Origin of the sequence: Alteromonas sp. BZK5 (assembly GCF_014349115.1) — a bacterium.
GTDB classification, from domain to species: Bacteria; Pseudomonadota; Gammaproteobacteria; order Enterobacterales; family Alteromonadaceae; genus Alteromonas; species Alteromonas macleodii.
This window is the reverse complement of record NZ_JACSOE010000032.1, coordinates 21,733-45,932: the sequence shown is the minus strand read 5'-3', so window position 1 is coordinate 45,932 and position 24,200 is coordinate 21,733. Positions and strand designations below refer to the sequence as shown.

The 24,200-nt window shown below is 44.6% G+C and carries 20 protein-coding genes, 1 tRNA gene and 1 pseudogene; 11 read left to right on the top strand and 11 right to left on the bottom strand.

The features are described from left to right. The 3 genes and pseudogenes from BIZ39_RS11200 to BIZ39_RS11190 all read left to right on the top strand — a co-directional run. Positions 1 to 420, top strand: a pseudogene (locus BIZ39_RS11200) (hypothetical protein); the annotation flags it as partial. Positions 421 to 427: 7 nt separating this feature from the next. Next, the gene (gene gdhA, locus BIZ39_RS11195; RefSeq protein WP_187446985.1) at positions 428 to 1,783 is read left to right on the top strand and encodes an NADP-specific glutamate dehydrogenase; all 1,356 of its coding nucleotides are present in this window, start codon (positions 428 to 430) and stop codon (positions 1,781 to 1,783) included. A gap of 229 nt (positions 1,784 to 2,012) precedes the next feature. Beyond that, complete coding sequence (locus BIZ39_RS11190; protein WP_049587787.1) at positions 2,013 to 2,468, top strand: hemerythrin domain-containing protein; 456 nt, start codon at positions 2,013 to 2,015, stop codon at positions 2,466 to 2,468. Positions 2,469 to 2,630: 162 nt separating this feature from the next. Here the strand turns inward: BIZ39_RS11190 and BIZ39_RS11185 are convergent, their stop codons facing one another. The 9 genes from BIZ39_RS11185 to rlmE all read right to left on the bottom strand — a co-directional run bounded on the left by BIZ39_RS11185 (position 2,631) and on the right by rlmE (position 12,066). Then, complete coding sequence (locus tag BIZ39_RS11185) at positions 2,631 to 2,789, bottom strand: YqaE/Pmp3 family membrane protein (protein ID WP_014949371.1); 159 nt, start codon at positions 2,787 to 2,789, stop codon at positions 2,631 to 2,633. 193 nt (positions 2,790 to 2,982) lie between these two features. Further along, a complete protein-coding gene (locus BIZ39_RS11180; RefSeq protein ID WP_039229424.1) occupies positions 2,983 to 5,277 on the bottom strand; it encodes a putative bifunctional diguanylate cyclase/phosphodiesterase in 2,295 nt (764 codons plus the stop codon). Positions 5,278 to 5,512: 235 nt separating this feature from the next. Further along, positions 5,513 to 5,598: transfer RNA gene (locus tag BIZ39_RS11175), tRNA-Leu, on the bottom strand. A 9-nt stretch (positions 5,599 to 5,607) separates the two neighbouring features. Next, positions 5,608 to 6,021, bottom strand: a complete 414-nt coding sequence (secG, locus tag BIZ39_RS11170; protein WP_039232721.1) for a preprotein translocase subunit SecG — start codon at positions 6,019 to 6,021, stop codon at positions 5,608 to 5,610. A 10-nt stretch (positions 6,022 to 6,031) separates the two neighbouring features. Continuing rightward, a complete protein-coding gene (gene tpiA / locus BIZ39_RS11165) occupies positions 6,032 to 6,775 on the bottom strand; it encodes a triose-phosphate isomerase (RefSeq protein WP_039232718.1) in 744 nt (247 codons plus the stop codon). A 96-nt stretch (positions 6,776 to 6,871) separates the two neighbouring features. Next, a complete protein-coding gene (gene glmM / locus BIZ39_RS11160; RefSeq protein WP_014949367.1) occupies positions 6,872 to 8,215 on the bottom strand; it encodes a phosphoglucosamine mutase in 1,344 nt (447 codons plus the stop codon). Between the two features lie 9 nt (positions 8,216 to 8,224). After that, complete coding sequence (gene folP, locus BIZ39_RS11155) at positions 8,225 to 9,049, bottom strand: dihydropteroate synthase (RefSeq protein ID WP_187446984.1); 825 nt, start codon at positions 9,047 to 9,049, stop codon at positions 8,225 to 8,227. Between the two features lie 339 nt (positions 9,050 to 9,388). Beyond that, positions 9,389 to 11,335, bottom strand: coding sequence for an ATP-dependent zinc metalloprotease FtsH (gene ftsH, locus BIZ39_RS11150; RefSeq protein ID WP_014949365.1), 1,947 nt, complete (start codon positions 11,333 to 11,335; stop codon positions 9,389 to 9,391). Positions 11,336 to 11,436: 101 nt separating this feature from the next. Continuing rightward, the gene (gene rlmE, locus BIZ39_RS11145) at positions 11,437 to 12,066 is read right to left on the bottom strand and encodes a 23S rRNA (uridine(2552)-2'-O)-methyltransferase RlmE (protein ID WP_014949364.1); all 630 of its coding nucleotides are present in this window, start codon (positions 12,064 to 12,066) and stop codon (positions 11,437 to 11,439) included. A 95-nt stretch (positions 12,067 to 12,161) separates the two neighbouring features. Here rlmE and yhbY point away from each other — a divergent pair, with 95 nt between their 5' ends. Further along, positions 12,162 to 12,455: a ribosome assembly RNA-binding protein YhbY gene (gene yhbY, locus BIZ39_RS11140; RefSeq protein ID WP_014949363.1), complete on the top strand. Its 294-nt coding sequence runs from the start codon at positions 12,162 to 12,164 to the stop codon at positions 12,453 to 12,455. Between the two features lie 114 nt (positions 12,456 to 12,569). Beyond that, complete coding sequence (locus tag BIZ39_RS11135) at positions 12,570 to 13,346, top strand: 3-hydroxyacyl-CoA dehydrogenase (protein WP_187446983.1); 777 nt, start codon at positions 12,570 to 12,572, stop codon at positions 13,344 to 13,346. A 77-nt stretch (positions 13,347 to 13,423) separates the two neighbouring features. Here the strand turns inward: BIZ39_RS11135 and BIZ39_RS11130 are convergent, their stop codons facing one another. After that, entirely contained in the window at positions 13,424 to 14,128 is a 705-nt protein-coding gene (locus BIZ39_RS11130) for a hypothetical protein (protein ID WP_156078313.1), read from the bottom strand. Between the two features lie 266 nt (positions 14,129 to 14,394). Here BIZ39_RS11130 and BIZ39_RS11125 point away from each other — a divergent pair, with 266 nt between their 5' ends. After that, positions 14,395 to 15,297, top strand: a complete 903-nt coding sequence (locus BIZ39_RS11125) for an RDD family protein (protein ID WP_187446982.1) — start codon at positions 14,395 to 14,397, stop codon at positions 15,295 to 15,297. A gap of 143 nt (positions 15,298 to 15,440) precedes the next feature. Here BIZ39_RS11125 and BIZ39_RS11120 read toward each other — a convergent pair whose 3' ends face one another. Next, a complete protein-coding gene (locus BIZ39_RS11120) occupies positions 15,441 to 17,837 on the bottom strand; it encodes a Lon protease family protein (RefSeq protein ID WP_187446981.1) in 2,397 nt (798 codons plus the stop codon). Positions 17,838 to 18,348: 511 nt separating this feature from the next. Between BIZ39_RS11120 and BIZ39_RS11115 the strand changes: the two genes are divergently transcribed. The 5 genes from BIZ39_RS11115 (at position 18,349) to nadD (ending at position 24,188) form a co-directional block, all read left to right on the top strand. Beyond that, positions 18,349 to 18,966 (top strand): hypothetical protein, encoded by a 618-nt coding sequence (locus tag BIZ39_RS11115; protein ID WP_187446980.1) that lies wholly within the window; start codon positions 18,349 to 18,351, stop codon positions 18,964 to 18,966. 311 nt (positions 18,967 to 19,277) lie between these two features. Beyond that, a complete protein-coding gene (gene leuS, locus BIZ39_RS11110) occupies positions 19,278 to 21,881 on the top strand; it encodes a leucine--tRNA ligase (RefSeq protein ID WP_187446979.1) in 2,604 nt (867 codons plus the stop codon). A gap of 11 nt (positions 21,882 to 21,892) precedes the next feature. After that, positions 21,893 to 22,429, top strand: coding sequence for an LPS assembly lipoprotein LptE (gene lptE / locus BIZ39_RS11105; protein WP_187446978.1), 537 nt, complete (start codon positions 21,893 to 21,895; stop codon positions 22,427 to 22,429). A 15-nt stretch (positions 22,430 to 22,444) separates the two neighbouring features. Continuing rightward, complete coding sequence (gene holA / locus BIZ39_RS11100) at positions 22,445 to 23,473, top strand: DNA polymerase III subunit delta (RefSeq protein WP_014949355.1); 1,029 nt, start codon at positions 22,445 to 22,447, stop codon at positions 23,471 to 23,473. A 13-nt stretch (positions 23,474 to 23,486) separates the two neighbouring features. After that, positions 23,487 to 24,188: a nicotinate (nicotinamide) nucleotide adenylyltransferase gene (nadD, locus tag BIZ39_RS11095; protein ID WP_316248254.1), complete on the top strand. Its 702-nt coding sequence runs from the start codon at positions 23,487 to 23,489 to the stop codon at positions 24,186 to 24,188. The last annotated feature ends 12 nt before the right edge of the window (positions 24,189 to 24,200 follow it).

Sequence of the window (24,200 nt, the reverse complement as noted above, 5' to 3'; positions counted from 1 at the left end):
TGGAACGCGATTTCAAATAATGAAAACATGACGTTTAAAGTAGCAAAAGACAACCAGCCAGCTGAAACCTTAGAAACGCCGAGCTTTGTTATTGCAAACGCAGCTCCAATGACCACAGCACTTGCTCAAGGCGCAGAGCCGCCCGACATCACCGATGGAAAGCTTGATTTGACCTGGCTATTACCTCAGCCCAGCTCTGATAAACAATTCGCATCGTTAGCAGAGCTAGTGCTAAGTCCAGCTGAAGCAAAGAAGCAATCTGAATCAATACGGCACGAACGCGCATCAAGCATAACGTTAACATTTGATAAGCCCACGGCGTATGCTGTCGACGGCGAGATTTACGAAGGCGAAAAGCTTGAGATAAAAACATGCCCTCGAAGCCTTACCGTTCTCACCAATTTTGAAGAAAAGGATTAAGCAGTACATGACTCAGAAAAGTAACTTTGAAGAAATCTATACCTTTCTTAATGAGAAATTTGCTAACGAAACGGAATACCTACAGGCGGTACACGAAGTATTAGAAGATATTGTTCCTATTTACAATGCAAACAAAAACTACAAAGCGTTCGATATTATAAGACGCATTTGCATGCCTGAACGCATTATTTATTTTACCGTGTCGTGGATGAACAGTGATGGCAATATTGAAGTCAATCAAGGTTGGCGTGTACAGCACAATTCAGCCATGGGTCCTTACAAAGGTGGCTTGCGCTTTCATCCTACCGTCAACTTATCGGTGCTTAAGTTTCTTGCTTTCGAACAGTGTTTCAAAAATGCCCTGACCGGCTTACCCATGGGTGGAGGTAAAGGCGGGTCAGACTTTAACCCCAAAGGGCGTACTGATCGCGACATTATGTTGTTTTGCCAAGCCTTCATGCGTGAATTACAGCGACATATTGGCGCGAACACCGATGTACCTGCAGGTGACATAAACGTCGGCGCGAGAGAAATAGGGTACCTTTATGGCGAATATCGCAGGCTAAACAATAAGTTCGAAGGCGTATTAACTGGTAAAGGCTTAGAATTTGGTGGTAGCTATGTACGTACTGAAGCCACAGGCTTTGGCTTAATTTACTTTTTAGAAGCGGTATGTCGACATCAAGGTACTCCAATTGAAGGCAAAACCATTGCAGTGTCTGGAGCCGGAAACGTAGCGTTGCATGCTGCACTTAAAGCGGTAGAGAAAGGCGGAAAAGTTATTTCGCTGTCTAATAGCCGAGGGCTTTTACATAATGAGAATGGGTTAACTGATACCGCGTTTAAATGGGCAATCGACAACCATGCAAACCGCAACAATATCCTTGCTGACATGGCAGATGAAAACATGGGCAAGTGGATAGCTGATAAAAAGCCTTGGCATTTAAAATGCGACATAGCACTGCCTTGCGCTACGCAAAACGAACTACTTGAAGAAGATGCAAAATCACTGCTAGATAACGGCTGCCAAATGGTACTAGAAGGTGCGAATATGCCGTGCACAAATGAAGCGCAGGCTTTGTTTTTAGACGCCCAAATTGCGTACGTACCAGGCAAAGCATCAAACGCTGGCGGCGTTGCGCTATCGGGCTTAGAAATGAGCCAGAACGCCATGTTCAATCAACGTAACGCAAGCGCACTCGATGAACAGCTCTATTCAATTATGGAAAGCATTCATCAGCGCTGTGTTGATGAGGGTAAATCTGAAGGCGATGCTGGAAGCAGCTACGTTGATTATATGAAAGGCGCCAATGTAGCAGCATTTCGTAGACTCGCTGACGCCATGGTCGCACAAGGCGTGTAGCGCATATCCCATCTCCCTCTTTCGGTAAATTCACGGACTTACTGCCGTGAATTTATCGGAAACTGACTTGTAAAATTTGCGTTGTCCCCTTTCCCAATTCAATGACTCTGTGTCACTTCATTTGAAATTTCTTATAAAAATCAGCGCGTAACAGATATTCCATTCATGGAATAAAAATAGCATTACCACAGGTGTGATTCATTTTTTAGGTATTTATAAGGAACTACCCATGAAAATTTTTGAAGCTTTGCGTCAAGACCATGAAAAGCAACGTTTACTGCTTAAAATACTAGCTGAAACAAGCGGAAACACTGCTGCGCGCCGTGAATATTTTCAAGAGCTTAAGACACAGCTTGAAAGTCATGCCATCGCTGAAGAACGCCATTTCTATTCTCATCTTCTGGAGAAAGATGCCACTGTAGATTTAACACGTCACGGCATTGCAGAGCATCACGAAATTGATGAGCTACTCGCAAAGCTCGATGATACGGATATGAGTTCACCAGCTTGGTTGCGTCATTTGAAAACACTTCAGGAAAAGGTGGAACATCACCTTGCCGACGAAGAACAGGAATTCTTCCAAGTTGCAGGCAATGTACTTAATGACCGCCAAAAAACAAAACTTGCAGATGAATATCAAAAAGAGATGAAGCAAGAGTTAGACGACGAAAAGCTCACCGCCTAACATGGGATATGTCACGTTGCCGAAATCGTCCTATTCGACAAACAGTCATCACGTAAAAAGCCAGCTATTAAAGCTGGCTTTTGTTTATTTCATATTTGGTTGCTGTACTCGCGACGACTATGCAATTTATTGCATAGCCGCCAATACAGCGTTTTTCACCACCTACTTTTTAGCGATGATGTAAACAGCGTGAATAACACCTGGGAAATAGCCAAGAATAGTTAAAAGGATATTAATCCAAAAGTGAGCACCGATACCCACTTGTAAAAATACGCCCAGCGGTGGAAGTAAAATCGATAAAAGTATACGAATGATGTCCATAATAAATTCCTTGTTTTTGAAGTAATTTCACAACTCAGTGGGCAAAATACTCACACTTTGGCGAAGAAATCAGGCCCGCAGAGCGTTTTACACGCTTCATTATTTGTTTTGCATTTACGATGCCATGTCGCCAAATACTGCGGCAAAGGCATGGTGATTACTGTAAAACAATAAATTTAATTTGAAAAAATAGCTATTCACCGAAAGGCGTATTTTGAAGCCAGTCTTCAAGGTCTGAACGGCTAAGTGGGCGACTAATGTAATAACCTTGAACGATATCACAGCCCCAGTCCTTTAAGATTTCAAGCGACGCTACGTCTTCAACACCTTCAGCCACAACCTTTAAATTAAACACATTCGCCAAACTCAGCACGGTATGAACAATTTGCTGGTCGTTTTCATCACTCGCGAGCGACAGAATAAAACTCTTATCAATTTTAATCGTTTTTACGGGCAAGTTCTTTAAATAGGCTAACGACGAATAGCCTGTACCAAAGTCGTCGATGGCGAAATGAAAGCCCCGCGCCGTTAGTTCATTAAGGTTCTCTATAGCAAGCGAGGCGTCAGCAACTAAATCGCTTTCTGTTATTTCAAGTTCCAGAGCTTCAGGTGACAGACCTTCCTGAGTTAAAAGCGACACCAGCTTCCCTAGAAGTACCTTATTTTGAATATCCTGAGTAGATAAGTTCATCGCAACGGTGAACCCATACCCCATGCCTCTAAAATAAGCTAAGTCTGAAATGGTTTGCTTCATTACCCAAGTTGTAACTTGCTCAATTAACCCTGCTTGCTCAGCGATGGTAATAAACTCATCAGGTGGAACGAAGCCCAGAACACTATTATTCCAGCGAATAAGCGCTTCCATGCTGCATACTTTCATTGTCTGCAGATCTATTTTTGGCTGGTAAACCATGGACAGTTCGTTTTGCTGGCTAGCCAGTGCACGTTTTAGTTCAGTGGTAATTGATAGTCTGCGATTGTATTTATCTTCTAGTTCTGTCCTATAGCGAACGCACCAGCTGTCGCTATGTATCGCTTCATCAGTAACAATATTCATTTTTCTGAATAATTCTTCTGATGTTGTTGCATCTTGCGGGCACTGGATAACCGCCATGGCGACTTTTACTGGAATTGCAATCAGATTACTTTCCACTGGTTGCTCCAATATGTGCTTGAGCGTTTCGAGCTGGTCATCATTAAGTGAATCTTGCGTAATATATAAAATCTCACCGCCAGCTAATCTTGCGGATGTACCAGGCCAACGCTGAAGCCTCTCGGCCAATGCTTTCAGTGTATTATCGCCGTTAGAGTAACCGTAGAGGTCGTTAATGGTTCGAAATCCGATTACGGTAATGGCAACAACCTGTAACTCTCTTTCTTCTTGCAGTTGTGACTCGAAGAAGCCTTCAACATAGTTCCGATTGAAAAGCCCGGTAAGCACGTCGTGTTCTGCTTGATAACGAATATGATTTTCACGGCTTTTAATACTTGCTTGCATGCTGTCGACTGCGTTGGCAAGTTCGGTAATCTCTTTGAGGTTCGACGGTGCGTCAAGGGTTGCGCCATAGCTTCCTGACGCGACCTTATTCACTGCTTTTACCAAGGTAGACACTGGTCGACTCACGTTCCTGGCAAGCAGCAGAGAAAGACCCAGAGCAATGAATATTGCGACTAAGCAAAATGCCAGAATCGTCAATTGAATACGTGTGAAAGCACTAAATGAAGACGTTGTATCTACAGCTAGAGTTATCTTAACCGGCAAATTGCCATCAGAGGCGATATTCACCTCACGGGCAAAGTAAGTAAGCTCGTCTTTAAACGTTACATCTATCCACGAGGGGTCGTGTTCTGACGCGAGGATCCGTTGCGCATCATTTTCTTTTAAGGTAGTCGTAAGAACGTCATTGGTATCAGTTCTTGAGATAATAATTTCAGCGTCTACGAGCGCTTTTAGCTCTTCTAATAATCTGCTATCAAACTCAACGCCTATTAGCATGTAATATCTAAGCGTAGGTATTTCTACGCGAATTAGATTTAACTGTACTAATTTGTTATCTACTACGAAGAAACCGCTGTCTTTCCCTTTAGCAACCAATGCAAGGCTACTTTCCACATTTTGACCGACTTCAAATAGGTCTGTACGCGTTACAACTACTTGATGGTCTAGACTTACCAGAGCGATGATATCGGTGTTTAGTCTCTGCGCGTAACTGGTAAACGCCGCTTCAATAGAGGGTATATTCTCTGTGCCTACCGCACGCCTGAAATCAAATGAGCGAGACAGTACTTTTGAAACGTTGCGTATGACAGCTTGACGATCCGCAACCACTTTATCGAATACTTTCTCTGCTAAAACAATATTGTGGTCAATGTTTTGAACAACGAGAGTATTGGCTGAGCGCCACACTGCTCCAATTATCAGAAGTGATGCTATCACAATCCCTATGAATAGGGTTTGGAACAAACTCTGACTAAGTGTTTTTTGCACTATAGTGCCTCGTAAAAATTGTTTTGTTTATGTCGCAGACAGTGTGACTAAGTATTGAAAAGCATAGCCGAATAATAAAAATAGGAACAGACATAACATCCTGTAAATTTTAGATTTTAACGCTTTGTTACAATTAACAAGGCCAATTAAAAGTGAGCGTACAGGGTCACCTTAACAAGAATTACACAGTGTAAAAACAGAAAAGGCCAGCATTGCGCTGGCCTTTACATTTATTTGGTGCGGAAAGCGGGACTTGAACCCGCACGAGCTATGCTCACCACCCCCTCAAGATGGCGTGTCTACCAATTCCACCACTTCCGCGAAAACTTTTTAGTTTGAACCTTCAGCGTCGTCAGACTTTGGTACGTCTGTTACATCGCTTTCAACAACAGGAACGTCACTTTGAGCTGCATCTTCAATAACTGGTACGTCTTGATCAGCTGGTAGCTCTACTGGCTCTTCTACTGCCGCTGGAACTTCTAGGTTGTTCCACTCATCTTCTGCGCTTTCACGGTTTGCAGTCATTGCACCCAAAGAAAGGCTAATTAAGAAGAACAAGCCTGCTAATATAGCGGTCGTACGAGTCATGAAGTTACCTGAACCTGATGAACCGAAAACAGTGTTTGAACCGCCTGAGCCAAATGAAGCGCCCATATCTGCACCTTTACCTTGTTGGATCAATACAAATCCAATAAGTAATAGCGCTACAATTAGGTATGCTACTAATAGCACTTCGTAAATCATAAATACCTCGTCAGTTTGCCGCTTGGCAAATTGAAATAAAATCTTCAGCTTTTAAACTGGCTCCGCCAATTAAACCGCCATCTACATCTTTCTGTGCAAATAGGGTTTCAGCATTATCTGGCTTAACACTACCACCGTACAAAATACGAAGGCCTTGAGCCAATTGTGCATCTACTTTATTAAAGTAGCCGCGAATAAATTCGTGTACTTCTTGTGCTTGCTCAGGGCTGGCTGTTTTACCAGTACCAATTGCCCAAATCGGCTCGTATGCAATAACAGTTTTGCTGAGTTCGTCTATCGACATGGCGCTAACTAGTGCATCTAGTTGCTCGCCAACAAACGATTCAACATCACCTGCTTCTCTCACTTCAAGTGGCTCACCTACACAAATGATGGGTACGACACCTGAAGAAACACATTGCTTTGCCTTTAATGCAACAAGTTCGCTTGACTCGCCTTGGTCTTCTCGTCTTTCTGAATGCCCAACAATTGCGTAACCGCAACCTGCTTCTTTAAGCATTTCAACTGACAACTCACCAGTGTGAGCGCCGTTATTAAGATGACTTACGTTTTGAGCACCAATGGCAAACGAATGGGTTTCAAATGCGTGTAAAAGAAGTGAAGGAGCGCAAATAACGATTTCCGAATCAGCTTTTACATTCGCCAGTTTTTGATTAAATTCAGCAACTAATGCCAAATTTCCGTTCATTTTCCAGTTGCCAGCCACGAATGGCTTTCTAAGATTTTTACTCACAACGCAGACCTTAGCCCTGTCTTCAAAGCGGGCGTGATATTAACTATTTAATTGAGAAGATACAAGCACAAAAAGCAAAATTTCCTGCTACGCCAACTAATTGGCGAGATTACGAACAGTTTCAGCAATATGTTCTGCCCATTTGTGAGATTGGCTTTCGTCATTCGACTCAACCATCACACGAATTAACGGCTCAGTACCACTTTTACGTAGAAGTACCCTGCCCGTTTTACCTAACGCAGACTCAGCCTCTTTCTTAGCATTTTGTACATTGCTGTGTGCTAAATAATCCACTTCTTGGTTAGCGTACCTCACGTTAACTAGCGTTTGCGGGTACATTTCAAACCCACTTGCTAAGTCGTGTAAGTCCATGTGCGAACGAAGCATTGCGGCAAGCACTTGAAGCCCAGCTACAATACCGTCACCCGTAGAGCTCATATTAAGATTGAGAACATGACCAGAGTTTTCACCGCCAATAGACCAGCCTTTTTGCTGTAGCAGCTCCATCACATAACGGTCGCCAACATTACTTCTTGCGAAAGGAACACCAAGCTTTGACAACGCATTTTCTAGGCCCAAATTACTCATCAACGTGCCAACGACCCCCCCCTGCATTTTGCCGTTCTTAAGCGCGTCGCGGGCAATGATGTAAACAATCTGGTCACCATCTAACACGTTACCTAAATGGTCTACCATCATAATGCGATCGCCATCGCCGTCTAGGGCAAAGCCAAGATCAGCGCCGGTCTCCTTAACCTTTTCAACAATCGCATCCATTGAGGTTGCGCCCACTCCGTCGTTAATGTTTAAACCGTTCGGCGCTGTACCAAGTTCGATAACCGTAGCACCTAACTCTCTCAATACATTGGGGGCAATGTGATACGTTGCGCCATGTGCGCAGTCCACAACAATTTTAAGATCTGTCAGCGATAATTCTGAAGGGAATGTCCCCTTACAAAACTCAATATAACGACCCGCAGCGTCGTTTATACGCGTGGCCTTACCCAGCTTATCAGATGCCACACATGTCATTGGACGCTCAAGCATATCTTCAATCGCTAATTCGATATCATCATCAAGCTTAAAGCCTTGCGCTGAGAAAAATTTAATGCCGTTGTCATAAAACGGATTATGTGACGCACTAATCACTATCCCTGCTTCTGAGCGAAATGTTTTGGTGAGATAAGCAATGGCTGGCGTTGGCATGGGGCCTAGCAAGCCGATATTGATACCAGCAGCCGATAAACCAGCCTCTAAAGACGACTCTAGCATGTAGCCAGAAATACGCGTGTCTTTACCAATAAGTACTTTGTTCGTCCCTCGTCCGGCAAGGACCTTACCTGCTGCCCACCCGAGTTTTGTAACAAACTCTGGGTTGATATTGCTCTCGCCTACCTTTCCGCGGATACCGTCGGTGCCAAAATATTTGCGCTGCGTCATTATTATTCCTTATTTTACTGAATTCAGCATTTTCACGATATTGACAGCATCAGCTGTTTCTTTCACGTCGTGAACGCGAACTATCTGTGCGCCCATTTGGGCGACAATTGTAGCGAGGCTTATGCTTCCCGCCAAGCGCTCATCCACTTTTCTATTTAGCAAATTGCCAATCATCGACTTGCGAGACATGCCTACTAGCACTGGGTAACCCAGCTTCATAAGCGATGGCAAGTGTTTCACCAGCGTATAATTGTGTTCCAGTGACTTTCCGAAACCGTAGCCTGGGTCGAACAAAATCTTATCTTTAGCAATGCCCGCTTCTTCACACACTTTGGTACGCGCGAGTAGAAACTGCCCCACATCACTCACTACATCATCATACTCAGGGCTTTGCTGCATGGTTCTGGGTTGCCCCTGCATATGCATTAGACAAACAGGTACTTGTGCTTCAGCTGCTACTTGCAATGCACCAGGCTCTTGTAACGCGCGGACATCGTTGATTAGCCCCGCGCCAGCTTTCACCGCTTCCCGCATAACGTCAGCCTTGCTGGTATCAATAGAAATAACACATGGGGTATTTTTAGCTACGGCTTCAATAACGGGTATTGTGCGATCAAGTTCTTCCTGCAGCGATACGTCGGGCGCGCCTGGCCTTGTCGATTCACCACCTATATCAATAAAAGTTGCCCCTTCTTCAATCATGCGAAGCGCATGGTCAAGGGCTTGAGATACATTTGTGTGCTTGCCGCCGTCAGAAAATGAATCAGGAGTAACATTTAAAATGCCCATTACCTGAGGCTGTGACAGATCTATGAAGTACTTACCAAACTGCATGAATTACCTGCATTATCTTTATTTTGAAATTACCGTATTTCTTAGACAGAAAATATGTTGAGAAATGAAGCTATAAAGCAAACTGATTTTGACCTGCTGTGTTAGTAATGAAACCTAGTTAAAAATGCATGCTCTTTGCCTTGTTGCTTGCTGAATTCTTTAGTTTGTTCTTCGTCGTGTTTTTTCATTGTTCTTTGCAAAGAAAAATGTAAAGCGTAACGAAATAAATAACTCAGCTAACACAGTGACATAAACTGTAAGTCAAATTCCCAGATTAAAATCAATCAGCTCTAACAAAAAACGCCAGTTAAACTGGCGTTTTTCAATGGATGTAGAAGGTTAGCTTGGAATATCGCCCGGCTTACCTACCGACGGTTTGTCTACACCGTCATTTTTGATTTCACCTTCGCGAACCGGTGCACCACCACTTGGCTTGTCGCCACCCGATGGCTTGCTGTCATCCCAGTCAGCAGGAGGACGAACGTCAGTGCGGTTCATCAAATCATCAATTTGCTTAGCATCAATGGTTTCGTACTTCATCAGTGCGTCTTTCATTGAATGTAAAATATCGATGTTGTCTTCAAGGATCTTTTGAGCGCGCTCGTAGTTGCGGTCAATCAGTGACTTAATTTCCGCATCAATGGCACGTGCTGTGTCATCAGACATGTTTGTTGCCTTAGACATAGACTTGCCTAGGAACACTTCACCTTCGTCTTCAGCGTAAAGCATTGGGCCCATTTTGCTCGACAAGCCCCATTGGGTCACCATCTTACGTGCAATTTCAGTTGCGCGTTCGATGTCGTTAGATGCACCCGTGGTTACTTTGTCGTCACCATAAATAATGGCTTCAGCAATACGCCCACCAAACAAGCTAGAAATCATACTTTCTAAGTGCTGTTTAGAGTGGCTCACTCGGTCTTGCTCTGGTAAGTACATGGTCACACCCAGCGCGCGACCGCGTGGAATGATTGACACTTTGTATACCGGATCGTGCTCTGGCACTAAGCGACCTACGATAGCGTGACCCGCTTCGTGATACGCTGTCATTTCTTTTTCAGGCTCAGACATCACCATAGACTTACGCTCAGAGCCCATCATGATTTTGTCTTTCGCTTTCTCAAACTCTTCCATAGAAACAAGGCGCTTGTTGCCGCGAGCAGCGAACAATGCAGCTTCGTTTACTAGGTTAGCAAGGTCAGCACCTGAGAAGCCTGGTGTACCACGAGCAATAACTGACGGCTCTACGTTATCAGCCACTGGTACTTTGCGAATGTGAACCTTAAGAATTTGTTCACGACCACGAATATCTGGAAGACCAACCACTACCTGACGGTCAAAACGACCAGGACGAAGTAGCGCAGGGTCTAATACGTCAGGGCGGTTAGTTGCCGCAATAACGATAATACCTTCGTGACCTTCAAAACCGTCCATTTCAACAAGCATCTGGTTAAGGGTTTGTTCACGCTCATCGTGACCACCACCTAAACCTGCGCCACGTTGACGACCTACCGCATCGATTTCATCAATGAAGATGATACACGGTGCTGCTTTCTTCGCTTGTTCGAACATGTCACGCACACGAGATGCACCTACACCCACGAACATTTCAACGAAATCAGAACCTGAGATAGTAAAGAACGGTACTTTTGCTTCACCCGCGATAGCTTTCGCAAGCAACGTTTTACCCGTACCAGGAGGACCTACCATAAGTACGCCCTTCGGAATTTTACCACCAAGCTTTTGGAACTTAGACGGGTCGCGTAGGAAGTCTACCAATTCAGATACATCTTCTTTCGCTTCGTCACAGCCTGCTACGTCAGCAAATGTTGTCTTAATTTGGTCTTCACCAAGCAAGCGAGCTTTGCTTTTACCGAATGACATAGCGCCACGGCCGCCGCCACCCTGCATTTGACGCATGAAGAAAATCCATACACCAATAAGCAGTAACATGGGGAACCATGAGATGAAAATAGACGTCAGAAGAGACTGCTCTTCTGGTGGTTCACCGTACACTCTTACGTCGTTCTTAACCAAGTCAGATACTAACTTGTCATCGAAGTAAGGTACAAATGTTTGGAAAGTTTCGCCTGAACGCTTAGTACCTCGAATTTCGCCACTATTATTGATGCGAACTTCTCGAATATTTCCCTGTTCTGCTTCTCTCAAAAACGTTGTGTAGTCAGTTTGCGAACGAGACGATTCACTCGGTGAAAAGCTCTGGAAAACCGACATTAAAACAACGGCGATGACTAACCATAAAATTAAATTTTTTGCCATATCGCTCAATGCTACTAACCTCTATAAACCCGAATTGCTTGTATATTCAACAAGTTGTTTATTGAATAAACGACACAACTCGCAACGAAAACCGCTTATCTCAAAGCGTACTACACTTTATACCCACAAGCCACCAAATACACCTCTCGCGAACGTGATCTGGACGAGTCAGGCTTACGCGTCTTTATGGTTGTGAAAGATTGTTTAAGTGCGTTCATGAACTCAACAAACCCCTCACCTTGGAACACCTTTATGACAAACGAACCACCAGGCTTTAACACTTGGTGACACATATCAAGCGCTAGTTCGCAAAGATACATAGAGCGAGATTGGTCAACCGACGCGTTACCTGCAAGGTTCGGTGCCATATCAGACAACACAATATCTACGGTGTTCCCACCGATTCTGTTCAATAGTGCGTCGAGAACAGCGTCCTCTCTGAAATCACCTTGTAAAAAGTCTACGCCCACGATTGGGTCCATGGGCAAAATATCGCACGCGATAACTTGACCATTGTCGCCAACGAGCTGTGCGGCTAGCTGTGACCAGCCCCCCGGTGCAGCACCAAGGTCTACAAGTGTCATTCCTGGTTTAATAAGCTTATCTTTTTTCTGAATTTCTTCCAGTTTATAGATAGCTCGCGAGCGCCAACCTTCCTTATTTGCTTTTTGCACATAATGGTCGTTAACGTGTTCTTGTAGCCAGCGTTTACTGCTGGCGGAGTGTTTCTTTTTTGTCATTCCAATACAATGTCATTAGGATTGTAGAGAAGATGGCGTTAGAATACGTTATTTCAAGCATAAACTAACAGATTAATTGTAAGAAATATTACTTCATGAAACTTTCAAATAAACAGAAACAATTCCTAAAAGGCCTTGCACACCCTTTAAAACCTGTTGTGCAGCTAGGTGGGAACGGCCTGACAGAAGGTGTGGTTGCCGAAATTGACAACGCCCTTAGCCATCACGAATTAATTAAAGTTAAGGTGCCAACAGACGATCGCGAAGAAAAAGCGCTAATCATGGATGCCATTGTTCGTGAAACAAACTCAGTTAAGCTACAGGTAATCGGCCACACGCTAATTATCTACCGTCAAAGCGAAGACTGTAAAATTCAGTTGCCAAAATAGCTGCAAAATAACCGAATATAAGGTGCCGATCCCCGTCGGCACCGTAGTTTTTCTTCTTACTTCCCGTTAACATCACTTTAATAATAGTGAAAAACTAGGGTTTAAGGGAAATCTATGACGCTAAATAATCTTACTGCCATTGTTACTGGCGGTTGTTTCGGACTTGGTCACGCCACTGCTATCGCACTTCGAGATGCAGGTGCTAACGTCAGCCTTTTCGACTTAAATGAAGAGCTTGGCGCAAAGCGCGTAGAGGAATTAGGCAAAAACAACACACTTTTCACCAAAGTCGATGTACGCGATGAAGCTTCTGTTCAAGCAGCTATAGACGCGACAACCGAAAGGTTTGGCGCCATTTCTCTAGTGGTTAATTGTGCAGGCATTGCCCCAGCTAAGCGACTACTCGACAAAGAAGGCAATCCGGCGCCGTTGGGTGATTTCCAGAAAACTATCGATATTAACTTAGTAGGAAGCTTTAATGTTTCTCGCTTAGTTGCAGCAACGATGGCAAAGCAATCGCCAGTTAACGAGGAAGGCGAACGCGGTCTTATCGTAAACACTGCTTCAGTTGCTGGTTACGAAGGTCAAATAGGGCAAACCGCTTATGCCGCGAGTAAAGGTGGTATTATCGGCTTAACCCTTCCAATGGCTCGAGACTTAGCCCCGTTGGGTATTCGTGTTAACACCATTGCGCCGGGTGTAATGGGCACGCCAATGCTACTTGCTATGCCAGAAAAAGTGCAAGACGCCCTTTCTGCTAACGTTCAGTTTCCTAAGCGCCTTGGGCTACCAGAAGAATTTGCTAAGTTGGTTATCCATATGGCGAACAATAGCTACCTAAATGGTGAGACAATCCGCTTAGACGGCGGGCTGCGCATGCCTCCAAAGTAGTGATTAAGTACATTAATAATTTAATCAAAAAAACCGCCTTTCTGCGGTTTTTTTAAAGCGTTATCTATCAGTAATAGTTAACTTTTCATTTTGATTAGCGTATCAGCTTCTACGGTGAAACGATTAAAGAAATCGTCTTCTAGCTCGCCAGTGATGCGTACGCGCTCGCCTTTCATTAGCGTTAGGTAACCATCCGCATCCACAGGTGCGTCCTCTAGCTCATCAAGCTCTACCGTGAGGGTGGTATCGCCCACGTCAATTTGTAACGCTTCTTTGCCAATTGATTTAACGGTACCTACAAGCACCATTTCTTCATCGTCAAACTCAATGTTACTTGCTGTACTTAAATAAAGATCTGCCGAAGCCTGATTAACCGACTCAGCTAAGTAAACAGTATCCATACCATCAACAATCACACTCTGAGCAACTAACCTTTCGCTCGAAAACATGCCATCATCAAGACGCGCCGTTACCATGACTTCTTCGCCTTTCATTTTTGCATAGGCATTACTGTCAAGGTCGGTGTCTCTTAACTCAACAAAGATATTCCCGTCACCGTAATCTAACGTAAAGAATTTTGAATCTACAGCAGACACCTCACCGGTCAACGTAATCCACGTATCACCAGACTCAGATGTTCTGGACTCAGGTTGCACTGACGCTGAAGCTGCTTGCATTTGCGCAGTTTTCATCTCGTCAACGTTAGCTTGTGCCATTGCAGATGACCCCATCATTGCGACTGAAACCAGTGTTGCTGTAATCGTTTGTTTTGAGTTAAACATCGTAACCTCCTTAAAGGCATCATTGTTATCCATTCGATAAACTCTGATGCAAACCCAATGCCGCGCATATAAATCAATAGCTTAAGTGAAGTACACCTAATTTATCTATTTGCTAAAAAGAAAAATATTCCGACTATTGAAGAGATTACACTGTATCCTGCATGCGTATTTGCGGGGTGCTTGCCCTTCAGATAAAAGAGTTAAAATAGTACGCCTTACTGTGTAAAGTAGTGTTATGGAATTAGGTTAAGCACAGTGGACGGCAAATGTCTCACCCTCATCAACATATTGATTCGCCACCTCTAAGTAGTGATGTCGAAAATAATACTGCAGATAAATTAGAAACCGTTGAAACAAAGGATATAGTCACGCCCTATGCGTTTGGCGTGGCTAGCTCGCTGTTGGGCAAGCGTCTGGCTACACCTTTTCAACGAGGGTTGGCTCAGTGTATTGACCTACTATTTGTCGCCATTTTGAGCTCACTGGATGCGCTGTTTTTGGCGATTATTGCTACAGTGACGTTTTATAAAGCTAGCCGCAACGTAGCCAATCAAAGCCATAAAAAAACTACGCGTTCATTTCTTCGAATAGGTGGAGCGTTCATGCTCTTTTGGACAGTGTTGCTTACGTTAGATGCTGCCAATGAGGCTAATTACTTTCGTGACGATGCAACTGTCAGCAACGTGATCGACTCGCCTAATCGCCCAAGTGAGAAAAATGGTGCGAATGATGATATTGGAGTAAATGAGCAAGTTGTAAATAAAGAAGTGCATGAAGATGGCCTACAGGAAGCTGAAGGTATTGAAAGTGACCTAGCAGATTTCGATGACGCAACTTCAGAGCCCTCAGCAAACACTTACAGCATTGTCGCGTGGATTAAAGGGTTAATTACTGAGCTTGGCTTAGGCTTTGGTTGGGCCGCGCTTTATTACAGCGTGTTTACCGCATGGTTTAGCGGAAAAACTCCAGGTAAACGACTGCTAAATATACAAGTACTCAAACTCGATGGTTCTGGACTGTCGCTATGGGAGAGCTTTGGTCGTTATGGAGGTTATGGTGCGGGTTTAGCAACTGGCTTGTTGGGATTTGTGCAAATTTACTGGGATCCTAACCGACAAGCTATCCAAGATAAAATTTCAGAGACTCTGGTCATCAGCACCCGCGATTAGCGCGCTCTGGTACTTGCGTTTAACATTGAATGGCTGTGTGCACGTTCTACTGAAAAAACGCTTCTTTATAAGCGCATCAACCAAGATTAATGCAAAAATCAAGAAGCGCGTCTCGACACTGCAAGTACGCGCTTCGTTTTTATCTATTCGCCATCGCCCCCATTAACAATAAGCGCAATATTGTATAGACGGTTTACGGCATGGTAATTGATTGAATTTTTGGGGTAACGACCCTTACTACTTATTTTACCCGCTTCCTGTTCCATCAAAATAGATAGCGCATCATCAACGGTCTCTACAGTGTAAATATGGAACAGCCCTTTTTTCACTGCGTCGATAACAGTGGCGTCTAATACCAAATTAATCGCATTTGATTTAGGAATAATCACGCCTTGCGTGCCGGTGAGGCCACGGTGTTGACACAAGTCGAAAAAGCCTTCTATCTTTTCGTTCACACCGCCAACCGCTTGCACTTCACCATACTGGTTTATGGAACCCGTGATAGCCAAAGTTTGTAAGCAAGGGATTTCAGTCAACGCAGAAATAAGCGCAACCAGTTCACCAAGGGATGCACTATCGCCATCAATATGTCCGTATGACTGCTCTAGCGCTATATTTGCCGATAGGGTTAACGGGAAATGCTGGGCATACTTGTTGCCCAAGTAGCCGTTCAGCAACATAACGCCCTTTGAGTGAATAGGCTGTCCAAGCTCTACCTCACGCTCAATATCAACGACACCACTTGCGCCGGCAAATACAGTAGACGTAATGCGTGCAGGCGTACCAAATGCAGTGTCACCAATATCCAATACCGTTAACCCGTTTACTTTGCCTACCGCTTTTCCTTCAGTGGCAATTAGCACGTGCCCTTCTTTAATATCGTTTAATAGTGTTTGACTGACGCGGCCGGTGCGACGCTTCTTGGCACTTAACGCTGTTTTTAAATGATCAAGTTCTAGTGTGTCGGCATTAGATTTCTGACAGAAATAATAGGCTTCATTAACTAGCTCGATAACTTCAGCGAAGTGCGCAGATAGCTTTTCTTTATGTTCAGCAATTCTTAACGAGTACTCAACTAGCCTGCACATCGCGTTAGCGGTAATGCCTTTAAGTCCTAACTGAATAAGATGCGCACGTACTTTGCCCACGAAATCAAAAAGCGCCTGTCTGGTGACGGGAATTTCCAAATCAAAATCCACCAACACTCTAAACAGTTCATCAAACTCGTCATCGTAATCTTGCAGCGTGTAGTATAAATCACGCGAACCTAACAGAACGATTTTCACATTTAAGTCGATGGGCTGTGGATTGAGCGTAATGTTGTTCACCATACCCACATCTTGCTGAGGTAAGTCCATGCGCAAGCGCTGTGACTTGATGGCAAGCTTAAGAGTATCCCACACGAAAGGTTGTTCAATAAGTTGGTCGACATCCAACAACAAATAACCGCCATTTGCACGATGGAGCGCACCGGGCTGAATCATGCGATAGTTGGTAAACACGCTGCCGTGAATGTTGGTGTACTCTATTTTGCCAAACAAATTTTGATAAGTAGGGTTCGGCTCATAAATAACAGGGGCTGCGTCATCGAGTTTATTCGACACCAAAACGTTAGGAAGAAATTGCTCTTCTAAAAATATCTTCTTATCGAAGTCATCACTCTTCTCTTCTTTCTGCTCTTCACTGTGAATGACTAAGATAGCATTGACCAATGCAGTTTTAAGCTGCTTGAGGTACTTCATTACCCCTAGCTCAGACGCGTATTTGTGCTCAAGCACTTTTAACAGCGGCTTAATTCCCTGCTCTGCGGTCTTTTTGTCAAGCTCACGCAGACGCTCAGAGTTTTCGCGTTTCCACGTAGGCAGGCTTAACAGACCTTCGCTTAACCTATTTTCTAGCTCGTCAATAAGAGTATAAAACCCTTCCCGTTGTGCGTCAGTTAATGACGCAAACTCTGTGTCACTTATTGGCTTGCCGTTAACGATAGGTGAAAACGTAATAGAGCCACCCTCTTCGTACAGCGCAACATCATTCGCTTGTGCGTAACGCTCTACCGCATCGATAGCCGCATCGTACTTTTGCTCGAACTCTCTGGAAATTGACGCGCGACGGCGCTGATATCCCGGGTTATCAAAAGCAATGGGCAGTGAGTCTAAGACATCGTCAATAAGCGCAGCCATGTCCTTGTGGAATGCTTTTCCACCACCGGGAGGAAATTTTAGCGCAACAGGTTCGCGCTCTTCGTCAAAATTGTTGATATAACAACAATCATCAGGCGCCGGTAGCTGGGCAACTTGGCGTTCAATGTAATCCTTCACTAGAGTGAAGCGCCCCGTAGCGGGCTCACCCATCACATAAAGATTATAGCCTTTGGTGTTAATACCTAACCCAAACGTAAGTGCTTCACGCGCACGCTCTTGCCCAATGAAGGTCGCATTTAGCGCTTCATCATCTTTTAAGGCACTGTTTATCGCTCGGCGATTTATGGTAGGTGAAAGCGCGTCTACATCTAACGCATATAATTTACTGTCTACAGACATGTCTGTTCTATCTTTGTTTCTTTACTTAAGTGAAACCCTAATTAACATTAGTGTCAAACGCTTATCCTGAATAAGGCAGCTTTGCATCGCTAATTGCACAACAAACAACCACCTTCATGATTTTAGAGAGGAATTGGCAAGCACTACGAGCTTTTTGTGGTCTTCATTAGAACTGATACCTTGCGACACAAGGTGTAGCATCTAATAAAAGCCGAAAAGGAGTTAAGTACGAAAGAACTTACTTCAATTTAACCGCTGCATTTATTTCTGCCGCATAATTTGGATCAGAGCATTAAAATCACAGCGTTAAGAAAAGCGCGCCAAGGTCAGAGCCGTAAGGACAATGGGGTCAAGACAAAGCTCTGAAGAATCCTGTAACAGTAAGGCTTTAAAGTAGGTAGCAACGCAAGCTGCTTTCAATTACCTTAGAAAACACAAAAACCGAAATTCGTTTGGCGACGAGACCAGGTTTCGCGCGCAATAATCAATGAACAAAAACAGGGTAATAACAATGACAAAAAAATTGAAAACTCGCTCACCCCTTCTGCTCACCTCCGCTTTCCTTGCTACCTTTCTGTGTACGGCATTTTCTTCAATGAGTATTGCTAACGTAAACTATGCAGATAACTCAGGGTTTTCTATCACCAATGAGAGTGAAAGCTATGCGCCAGTTGAAGTCGTGTACTCTCATTTTATTCAACATGTGGATATGTGGTGGCCGAAAGACCACACATGGTGGAAAGGTGCTTTGCGCATAGATGAGCAGGCTGGTGGCTGTTTCTGTGAAACGACAGACACGGCGAGTGCAGCGCATATGCAGGTAAGCTATGTTGAACCGAACAAAAAAGTGGTGATGACAGGTGGCTTAGGCCCTCTTCAAGAAATGGGTATGTCAGGTGCACTGACATGGGAATTCAGCACAATAGCATCGAGCACTTCATCGGATGCAAACACACAAGACGGTCGCATACCGAAAACTAAAGTCACCCTTACCTACCACGCCTCAGGCAATATTCACTTTAATGGCCAAAAAGCATCTAACGAAGACGCCGCCAATTTAGTTCGAGTAGTAGACAAAGTGCAGGCGCAACAACTAAATGCGCTAACCGCGTTTAGTGACAATAATTAGATGCGACACCGGGGCCTGTTTATCGACAAGATAAGATGGCGCTAAGAGAAAGTAAGATGAGCAAATGGGGCGTATTCTGGTGTTCAATCGACGAAAACCGTGTCATTAATGCTCACTTTTCAAGCAAGCAACAATAAATATTGCCAAGTTCGGTGTTAAGCTATTGAGGCATGGCTTAGCGCTGGGTTATTCTATTGGGCTATATGTATGTTAAGTGGGTGAATCCCACGCGCGGTTAGTTGGCGTTGCTACAAACTCGCCTTATGCCGCCCCATAAACGTTTTAACTTTTAATGCGGAAGCCTAAGTTTCATGGCCGATAATCAGTACAATCCGAAAGACATTGAACAACGCGTTCAGCAATACTGGGAAGAAAACCAATCGTTTAAAGCAAATGACGATGTAGAAAAAGAAAAGTTCTACTGCCTGTCTATGTTCCCATACCCTAGTGGCCGACTTCACATGGGCCACGTGCGCAACTACACCATTGGTGACGTGATCAGCCGTTTCCAGCGCATGCAGGGTAAAAATGTATTGCAGCCTATGGGTTGGGATGCTTTTGGTCTTCCGGCTGAAAACGCAGCAATTAACAACAACACTGCACCTGCGAAATGGACATACTCAAATATTGATTACATGAAAAACCAACTTCGCTCGTTGGGTTTCGGTTACGACTGGGATCGCGAAGTAACCACATGTAAATCAGATTACTATCGCTGGGAACAGTGGTTCTTCACACGCCTTTACGAAAAAGGTCTTGTTTACAAGAAAAACTCTACTGTCAACTGGGACCCTGTAGACCAAACTGTTTTGGCTAACGAGCAGGTAATCGATGGTCGCGGATGGCGCTCTGGTGCGCTGGTTGAGCAAAAAGAGATCCCTCAGTGGTTTATTAAAATTACTGACTACGCCGAAGAACTTTTACAAGACTTAGAACAGCTTGAAGAATGGCCAGACCAAGTACGCACAATGCAGGCAAACTGGATTGGCCGCTCTGAAGGTGTTGAAATTACCTTCGATTTAGCGTCAGCGGTTAACGACATTGCCGATTTGACGGTGTATACGACGCGCCCAGATACCTTCTACGGCGTTACTTACGTTGCAGTGGCTGCGCAGCACCCTCTTGCCGAATTCGCAGCAAAATCGAACCCAGATTTAGCGGCCTTTATCGACGAATGTAAAAACACCAAAGTTGCTGAAGCTGAATTAGCAACCATGGAGAAGAAAGGTTTCGCCACGGGTTTTGAGGTTGTTCACCCACTAACCGGTGAAAAGCTTCCAATTTGGGTCGCTAACTTCGTGTTGATGGACTATGGTTCAGGCGCGGTAATGGCTGTTCCTGGCCACGACCAGCGCGATTGGGAGTTTGCGACTAAATACAACCTACCTATTCAACAAGTCATTGCACCAAACGCAGGTGATGAAGATAAGTGCGACCTTACCGCGTCTGCATTTACTGAAAAAGGTAGCTTGATCAATTCAGATAAGTTCGACGGTCTTGAGTTCGATGCCGCATTTAATGGTATTGCTGATGAACTTGAAAGCAAAGGCTGTGGAAAGCGCAAAGTAAATTACCGTCTTCGTGACTGGGGCGTAAGCCGTCAGCGCTACTGGGGCGCACCTATTCCAATGCTAAATTTGGAAAACGGTGAATCTGTTCCGGTTCCTGCTGACCAACTACCGGTTGTTTTGCCTGAAGACGTAGAAATGAATGGCGTTACCTCGCCAATTAAAGCTGACCCTGAGTGGGCAAAAACCACATACAATGGCGAAGCCGCGTTACGTGAAACGGATACCTTCGACACCTTTATGGAGTCATCGTGGTACTACGCGCGCTATGCCTGTGCTACTAACAACGACGCCATGCTTGACCCGACATCAGCAAACTACTGGTTGCCGGTAGATCAATACATTGGTGGTATCGAGCACGCTATCTTGCACTTACTTTACTCGCGTTTCTTCCACAAATTATTACGCGATGAAGGCTTGGTAAACTCTGATGAGCCGTTCAAGCGTTTGCTGTGTCAAGGCATGGTATTAGCTGACTCGTACTATCGTGAAGACGCGTCTGGTAAGAAAACCTGGTTCTCGCCTACCGAAGTAAGCACTGAAAAGGACGATAAAGGCCGTATTGTTAAAGCATGGCTAACCGCTGACGGTGAAGAAGTTATTCACGGCGGTATGACGAAAATGTCTAAGTCGAAGAATAACGGTATCGACCCGCAGGAAGTTATTGATCAGTACGGTGCCGATACGGTGCGTTTATTTACCATGTTTGCTGCGCCACCGGAGCAAACCCTTGAGTGGGTAGACTCTGGTGTTGAAGGTGCAAACCGTTTCTTACGTCGTATCTGGAAATTAGTGACCGAACACGTTGAAAAAGGCGCGCCAGAAGCGATTGATGTTAAGGCACTGTCGAGAGACCAACAGGCTCTTCGCCGTGAAGTACACAAGACCATTGAAAAGGTGTCTGATGACCTAGGCCGTCGTCAAACCTTTAACACTGCGGTTGCAGCGGTGATGGAATTGTTAAACCACCTTCAAAAAGCACCACAAGAAAACGCGCAGGACATCGCAATTATGCGCGAAGCCTGTGAATCTATCTTGTTGCTTCTAAACCCTATTACGCCGCACATCGCTCACGAGCTATGGAAAGTGTTGGGTCACAGTGAAGATATCGATTTAGCGCCATGGCCACAGGCTGATAAAGCCGCATTGGTTGAAGACGAGAAGCTTATCATTGTTCAGGTTAACGGTAAGGTGCGCGCTAAGATGACAATTGCTGCTGATGCAAGCAAAGAGAGCATTGAAGCATCTGCGAAAGAACAGCCTAACGTTCAGCAATTCATCGAAGGTAAAACCATTCGTAAAGTGATTGTTGTGCCTGGCAAGCTTGTAAACATTGTAGCTAACTAGGTCAGATACTGATGAAAAAGCACTTACAATTCGCAGTCGCTGTGTTGGGAACCGTATTGGTTACTGGCTGTGGCTTTCATTTGCGAAGTAGCCCTAGCTTACCTGACGACATAAACACCGTTGCTATTGAAAGTGCCCGAGCACACGCGCCCTTGGCGCGTGCGCTTGATAAACGCTTAAACGTTTACGGTTTATCCAGTGTTAGCGTAGATAAAACATCGCGCTCTAACCAAAACGTAAACATCTATTTGCTTCCAGAGAAATTAGAACGTCAGCTGCTGTCGGTTTATCCTTCGGGTCAAGTCGCTGAATATGAACTGATATATGTTGTGCGTTACCGCGTGCAGTTTCCTGGTAAGGAAGCGGTAATAGTGCAATTTGAAGTAGTACGTGACTATCAAGACGACCCTGACCAAGTGTTGGCAAAGTCTCGCGAACTTGAATTGATGCTAAGTGAAATGCGCGATGAAGCCGCTGATATCATGATCAGACGCCTTTCCAGTCAGGCAGCCGCTGCACCAAATGCGTCAACTTCCGTTAGTCAGTAAACATCAGAATTTTTCATGCAGATTTATCCAAACCAATTTAGCCAAGATATCACCAAGGCGCTTCGCCCGTGCTATCTGGTGTTTGGAGATGAACCCCAGCAGAAGTTTGATGTCATTGAGCAAATACGCGCTAAAGCAAAAGCCAATGGCTTTGAAGAGCGTACAGTACTTGTTGCTGAAACGGGCTTTAACTGGAATCAGTTGATTGAAGCCACACAAAGCATGTCGCTTTTCTCAAGCCAACAGTTTATTGAATTAGAGCTACCTACGGGAAAACCGGGCACTGAAGGCAGTAAAATGCTGCAAGAAGTCGCGGCGTCATTAAACCCCGATATTTTGCTGCTGGTTCACGGCCCCAAAATTGGCAAAGACGTGCAGCGCGGCAAATGGTTTAAAGTGCTTGATGATTTGGGCGCGTCGGTATTGTGTTACCCGTTGGAAGGCAAGCAGCTCAATGCATGGCTAAACCAGCAGTTAAATGCCCACCAACTCTCCGTATCAGCGTCGGGTGCTAAGATGATTGCTGATTTCTGCGAAGGGAACATGCTTGCTGCTAAGCAAGAAATTGATAAGCTCGCCCTACTCTATCCACACCAGTCTATTTCAGACGAACAAATTGAAAAGGCGATGGTCGATCAGTCGCGTTTCAACGTGTTTCAACTGGTTGACGTTATGCTTAGCGGCGACAGTACCCGCTGCATAAAAATGCTATACCGATTAGAGAGTGAGGGTCTGGAGCCTAACATCATTATTTGGGCGCTTATTCGAGAGTGGGAGCAGTTATGGAAACTAAAACTAGCGCAGCAAAGCGGTGCCCCCATTCAGTGGCAAAAATTCGGTATTTGGCGTAATAGACAAGGTTTTTATCAAAGTGCCTTGAATCGTCTGAGCGTCGCGCAGCTAGAAGACATCCAAAAAGCGTTGACTCAGTCAGATCATGCATTCAAACAGAATGTCATTGCCCGCCCTTACGTCGAAATGTGTCACTTGTGCATGATGTTTATGGGTATGGACCTTCGCGAAATTCCTTTGTTACAGGCATAATGGGCAAGTCTAAGTGAGTCTTTCCGGCGCTTCTCGAGCAAACCCGACGGTGAAAGCCATTCTTGGTGGTACGTTTAATCCGCCGCATAAAGGCCATATTGGTGCGGCACTAAAAGCGGCAGATGAAATTGGCGTCAACCACGTTCATCTCATGCCTTGTAAATTAGCTCCGCATAAGTCAGTAGGTGTGTCAGAAAGCCATCGGGTAAAAATGATTGAACTTTGCGCCCAAAACAATGACAGACTTATTCCAGAGTTAATTGAACTGACGCTTCCGTCACCCTCTTATACAGTTAAAACACTGCGTGCACTTAAAGAGAAAAGCGATGACACAATCTGTTTTTTCATTGGCGCTGATTCACTGTATAATCTAGACAAATGGTACGAGTGGGAACACCTGCTCGATTATTGTCACATAGTGGTTATGCGCAGAGACGATGAGAAATTTTCGCCTCCTCCCGCAATACAAGCTTGGTTAGATTGTCATGTGGCTAACGATAAAAGTGTTATTCACGCAAAGCCTGCAGGCCATGTAGTGTTAACCAACACACCGCTTTTTAGTGTTTCATCTACTGAAATTCGTGACGTACTAGCAAGTGCTGCCACGTCCGAGAAATCGGGTACGCCAAACAATTCAAATGCTGACCTATCTAACTTATGGTTAGAAGAAAGCGTTTTAGATTACATAAACGAACATCAGTTATATAAAAGTTAAGTAAGTGAGGAA

Bases quoted from the DNA above. Each gene is read 5' to 3' on its own strand.
- BIZ39_RS11130 (WP_156078313.1), bottom strand. From the start codon at position 14,128: ATGTTTAACTCAAAACAAACGATTACAGCAACACTGGTTTCAGTCGCA.
- yhbY (WP_014949363.1), top strand. From the start codon at position 12,162: ATGAAACTTTCAAATAAACAGAAACAATTCCTAAAAGGCCTTGCACAC.
- secG (WP_039232721.1), bottom strand. From the start codon at position 6,021: ATGATTTACGAAGTGCTATTAGTAGCATACCTAATTGTAGCGCTATTA.
- BIZ39_RS11190 (WP_049587787.1), top strand. From the start codon at position 2,013: ATGAAAATTTTTGAAGCTTTGCGTCAAGACCATGAAAAGCAACGTTTA.
- BIZ39_RS11115 (WP_187446980.1), top strand. From the start codon at position 18,349: ATGACAAAAAAATTGAAAACTCGCTCACCCCTTCTGCTCACCTCCGCT.
- leuS (WP_187446979.1), top strand. From the start codon at position 19,278: ATGGCCGATAATCAGTACAATCCGAAAGACATTGAACAACGCGTTCAG.
- BIZ39_RS11125 (WP_187446982.1), top strand. From the start codon at position 14,395: ATGTCTCACCCTCATCAACATATTGATTCGCCACCTCTAAGTAGTGAT.
- folP (WP_187446984.1), bottom strand. From the start codon at position 9,049: ATGCAGTTTGGTAAGTACTTCATAGATCTGTCACAGCCTCAGGTAATG.
- holA (WP_014949355.1), top strand. From the start codon at position 22,445: ATGCAGATTTATCCAAACCAATTTAGCCAAGATATCACCAAGGCGCTT.
- BIZ39_RS11135 (WP_187446983.1), top strand. From the start codon at position 12,570: ATGACGCTAAATAATCTTACTGCCATTGTTACTGGCGGTTGTTTCGGA.
- BIZ39_RS11185 (WP_014949371.1), bottom strand. From the start codon at position 2,789: ATGGACATCATTCGTATACTTTTATCGATTTTACTTCCACCGCTGGGC.
- gdhA (WP_187446985.1), top strand. From the start codon at position 428: ATGACTCAGAAAAGTAACTTTGAAGAAATCTATACCTTTCTTAATGAG.
- glmM (WP_014949367.1), bottom strand. From the start codon at position 8,215: ATGACGCAGCGCAAATATTTTGGCACCGACGGTATCCGCGGAAAGGTA.
- BIZ39_RS11120 (WP_187446981.1), bottom strand. From the start codon at position 17,837: ATGTCTGTAGACAGTAAATTATATGCGTTAGATGTAGACGCGCTTTCA.
- lptE (WP_187446978.1), top strand. From the start codon at position 21,893: ATGAAAAAGCACTTACAATTCGCAGTCGCTGTGTTGGGAACCGTATTG.
- rlmE (WP_014949364.1), bottom strand. From the start codon at position 12,066: ATGACAAAAAAGAAACACTCCGCCAGCAGTAAACGCTGGCTACAAGAA.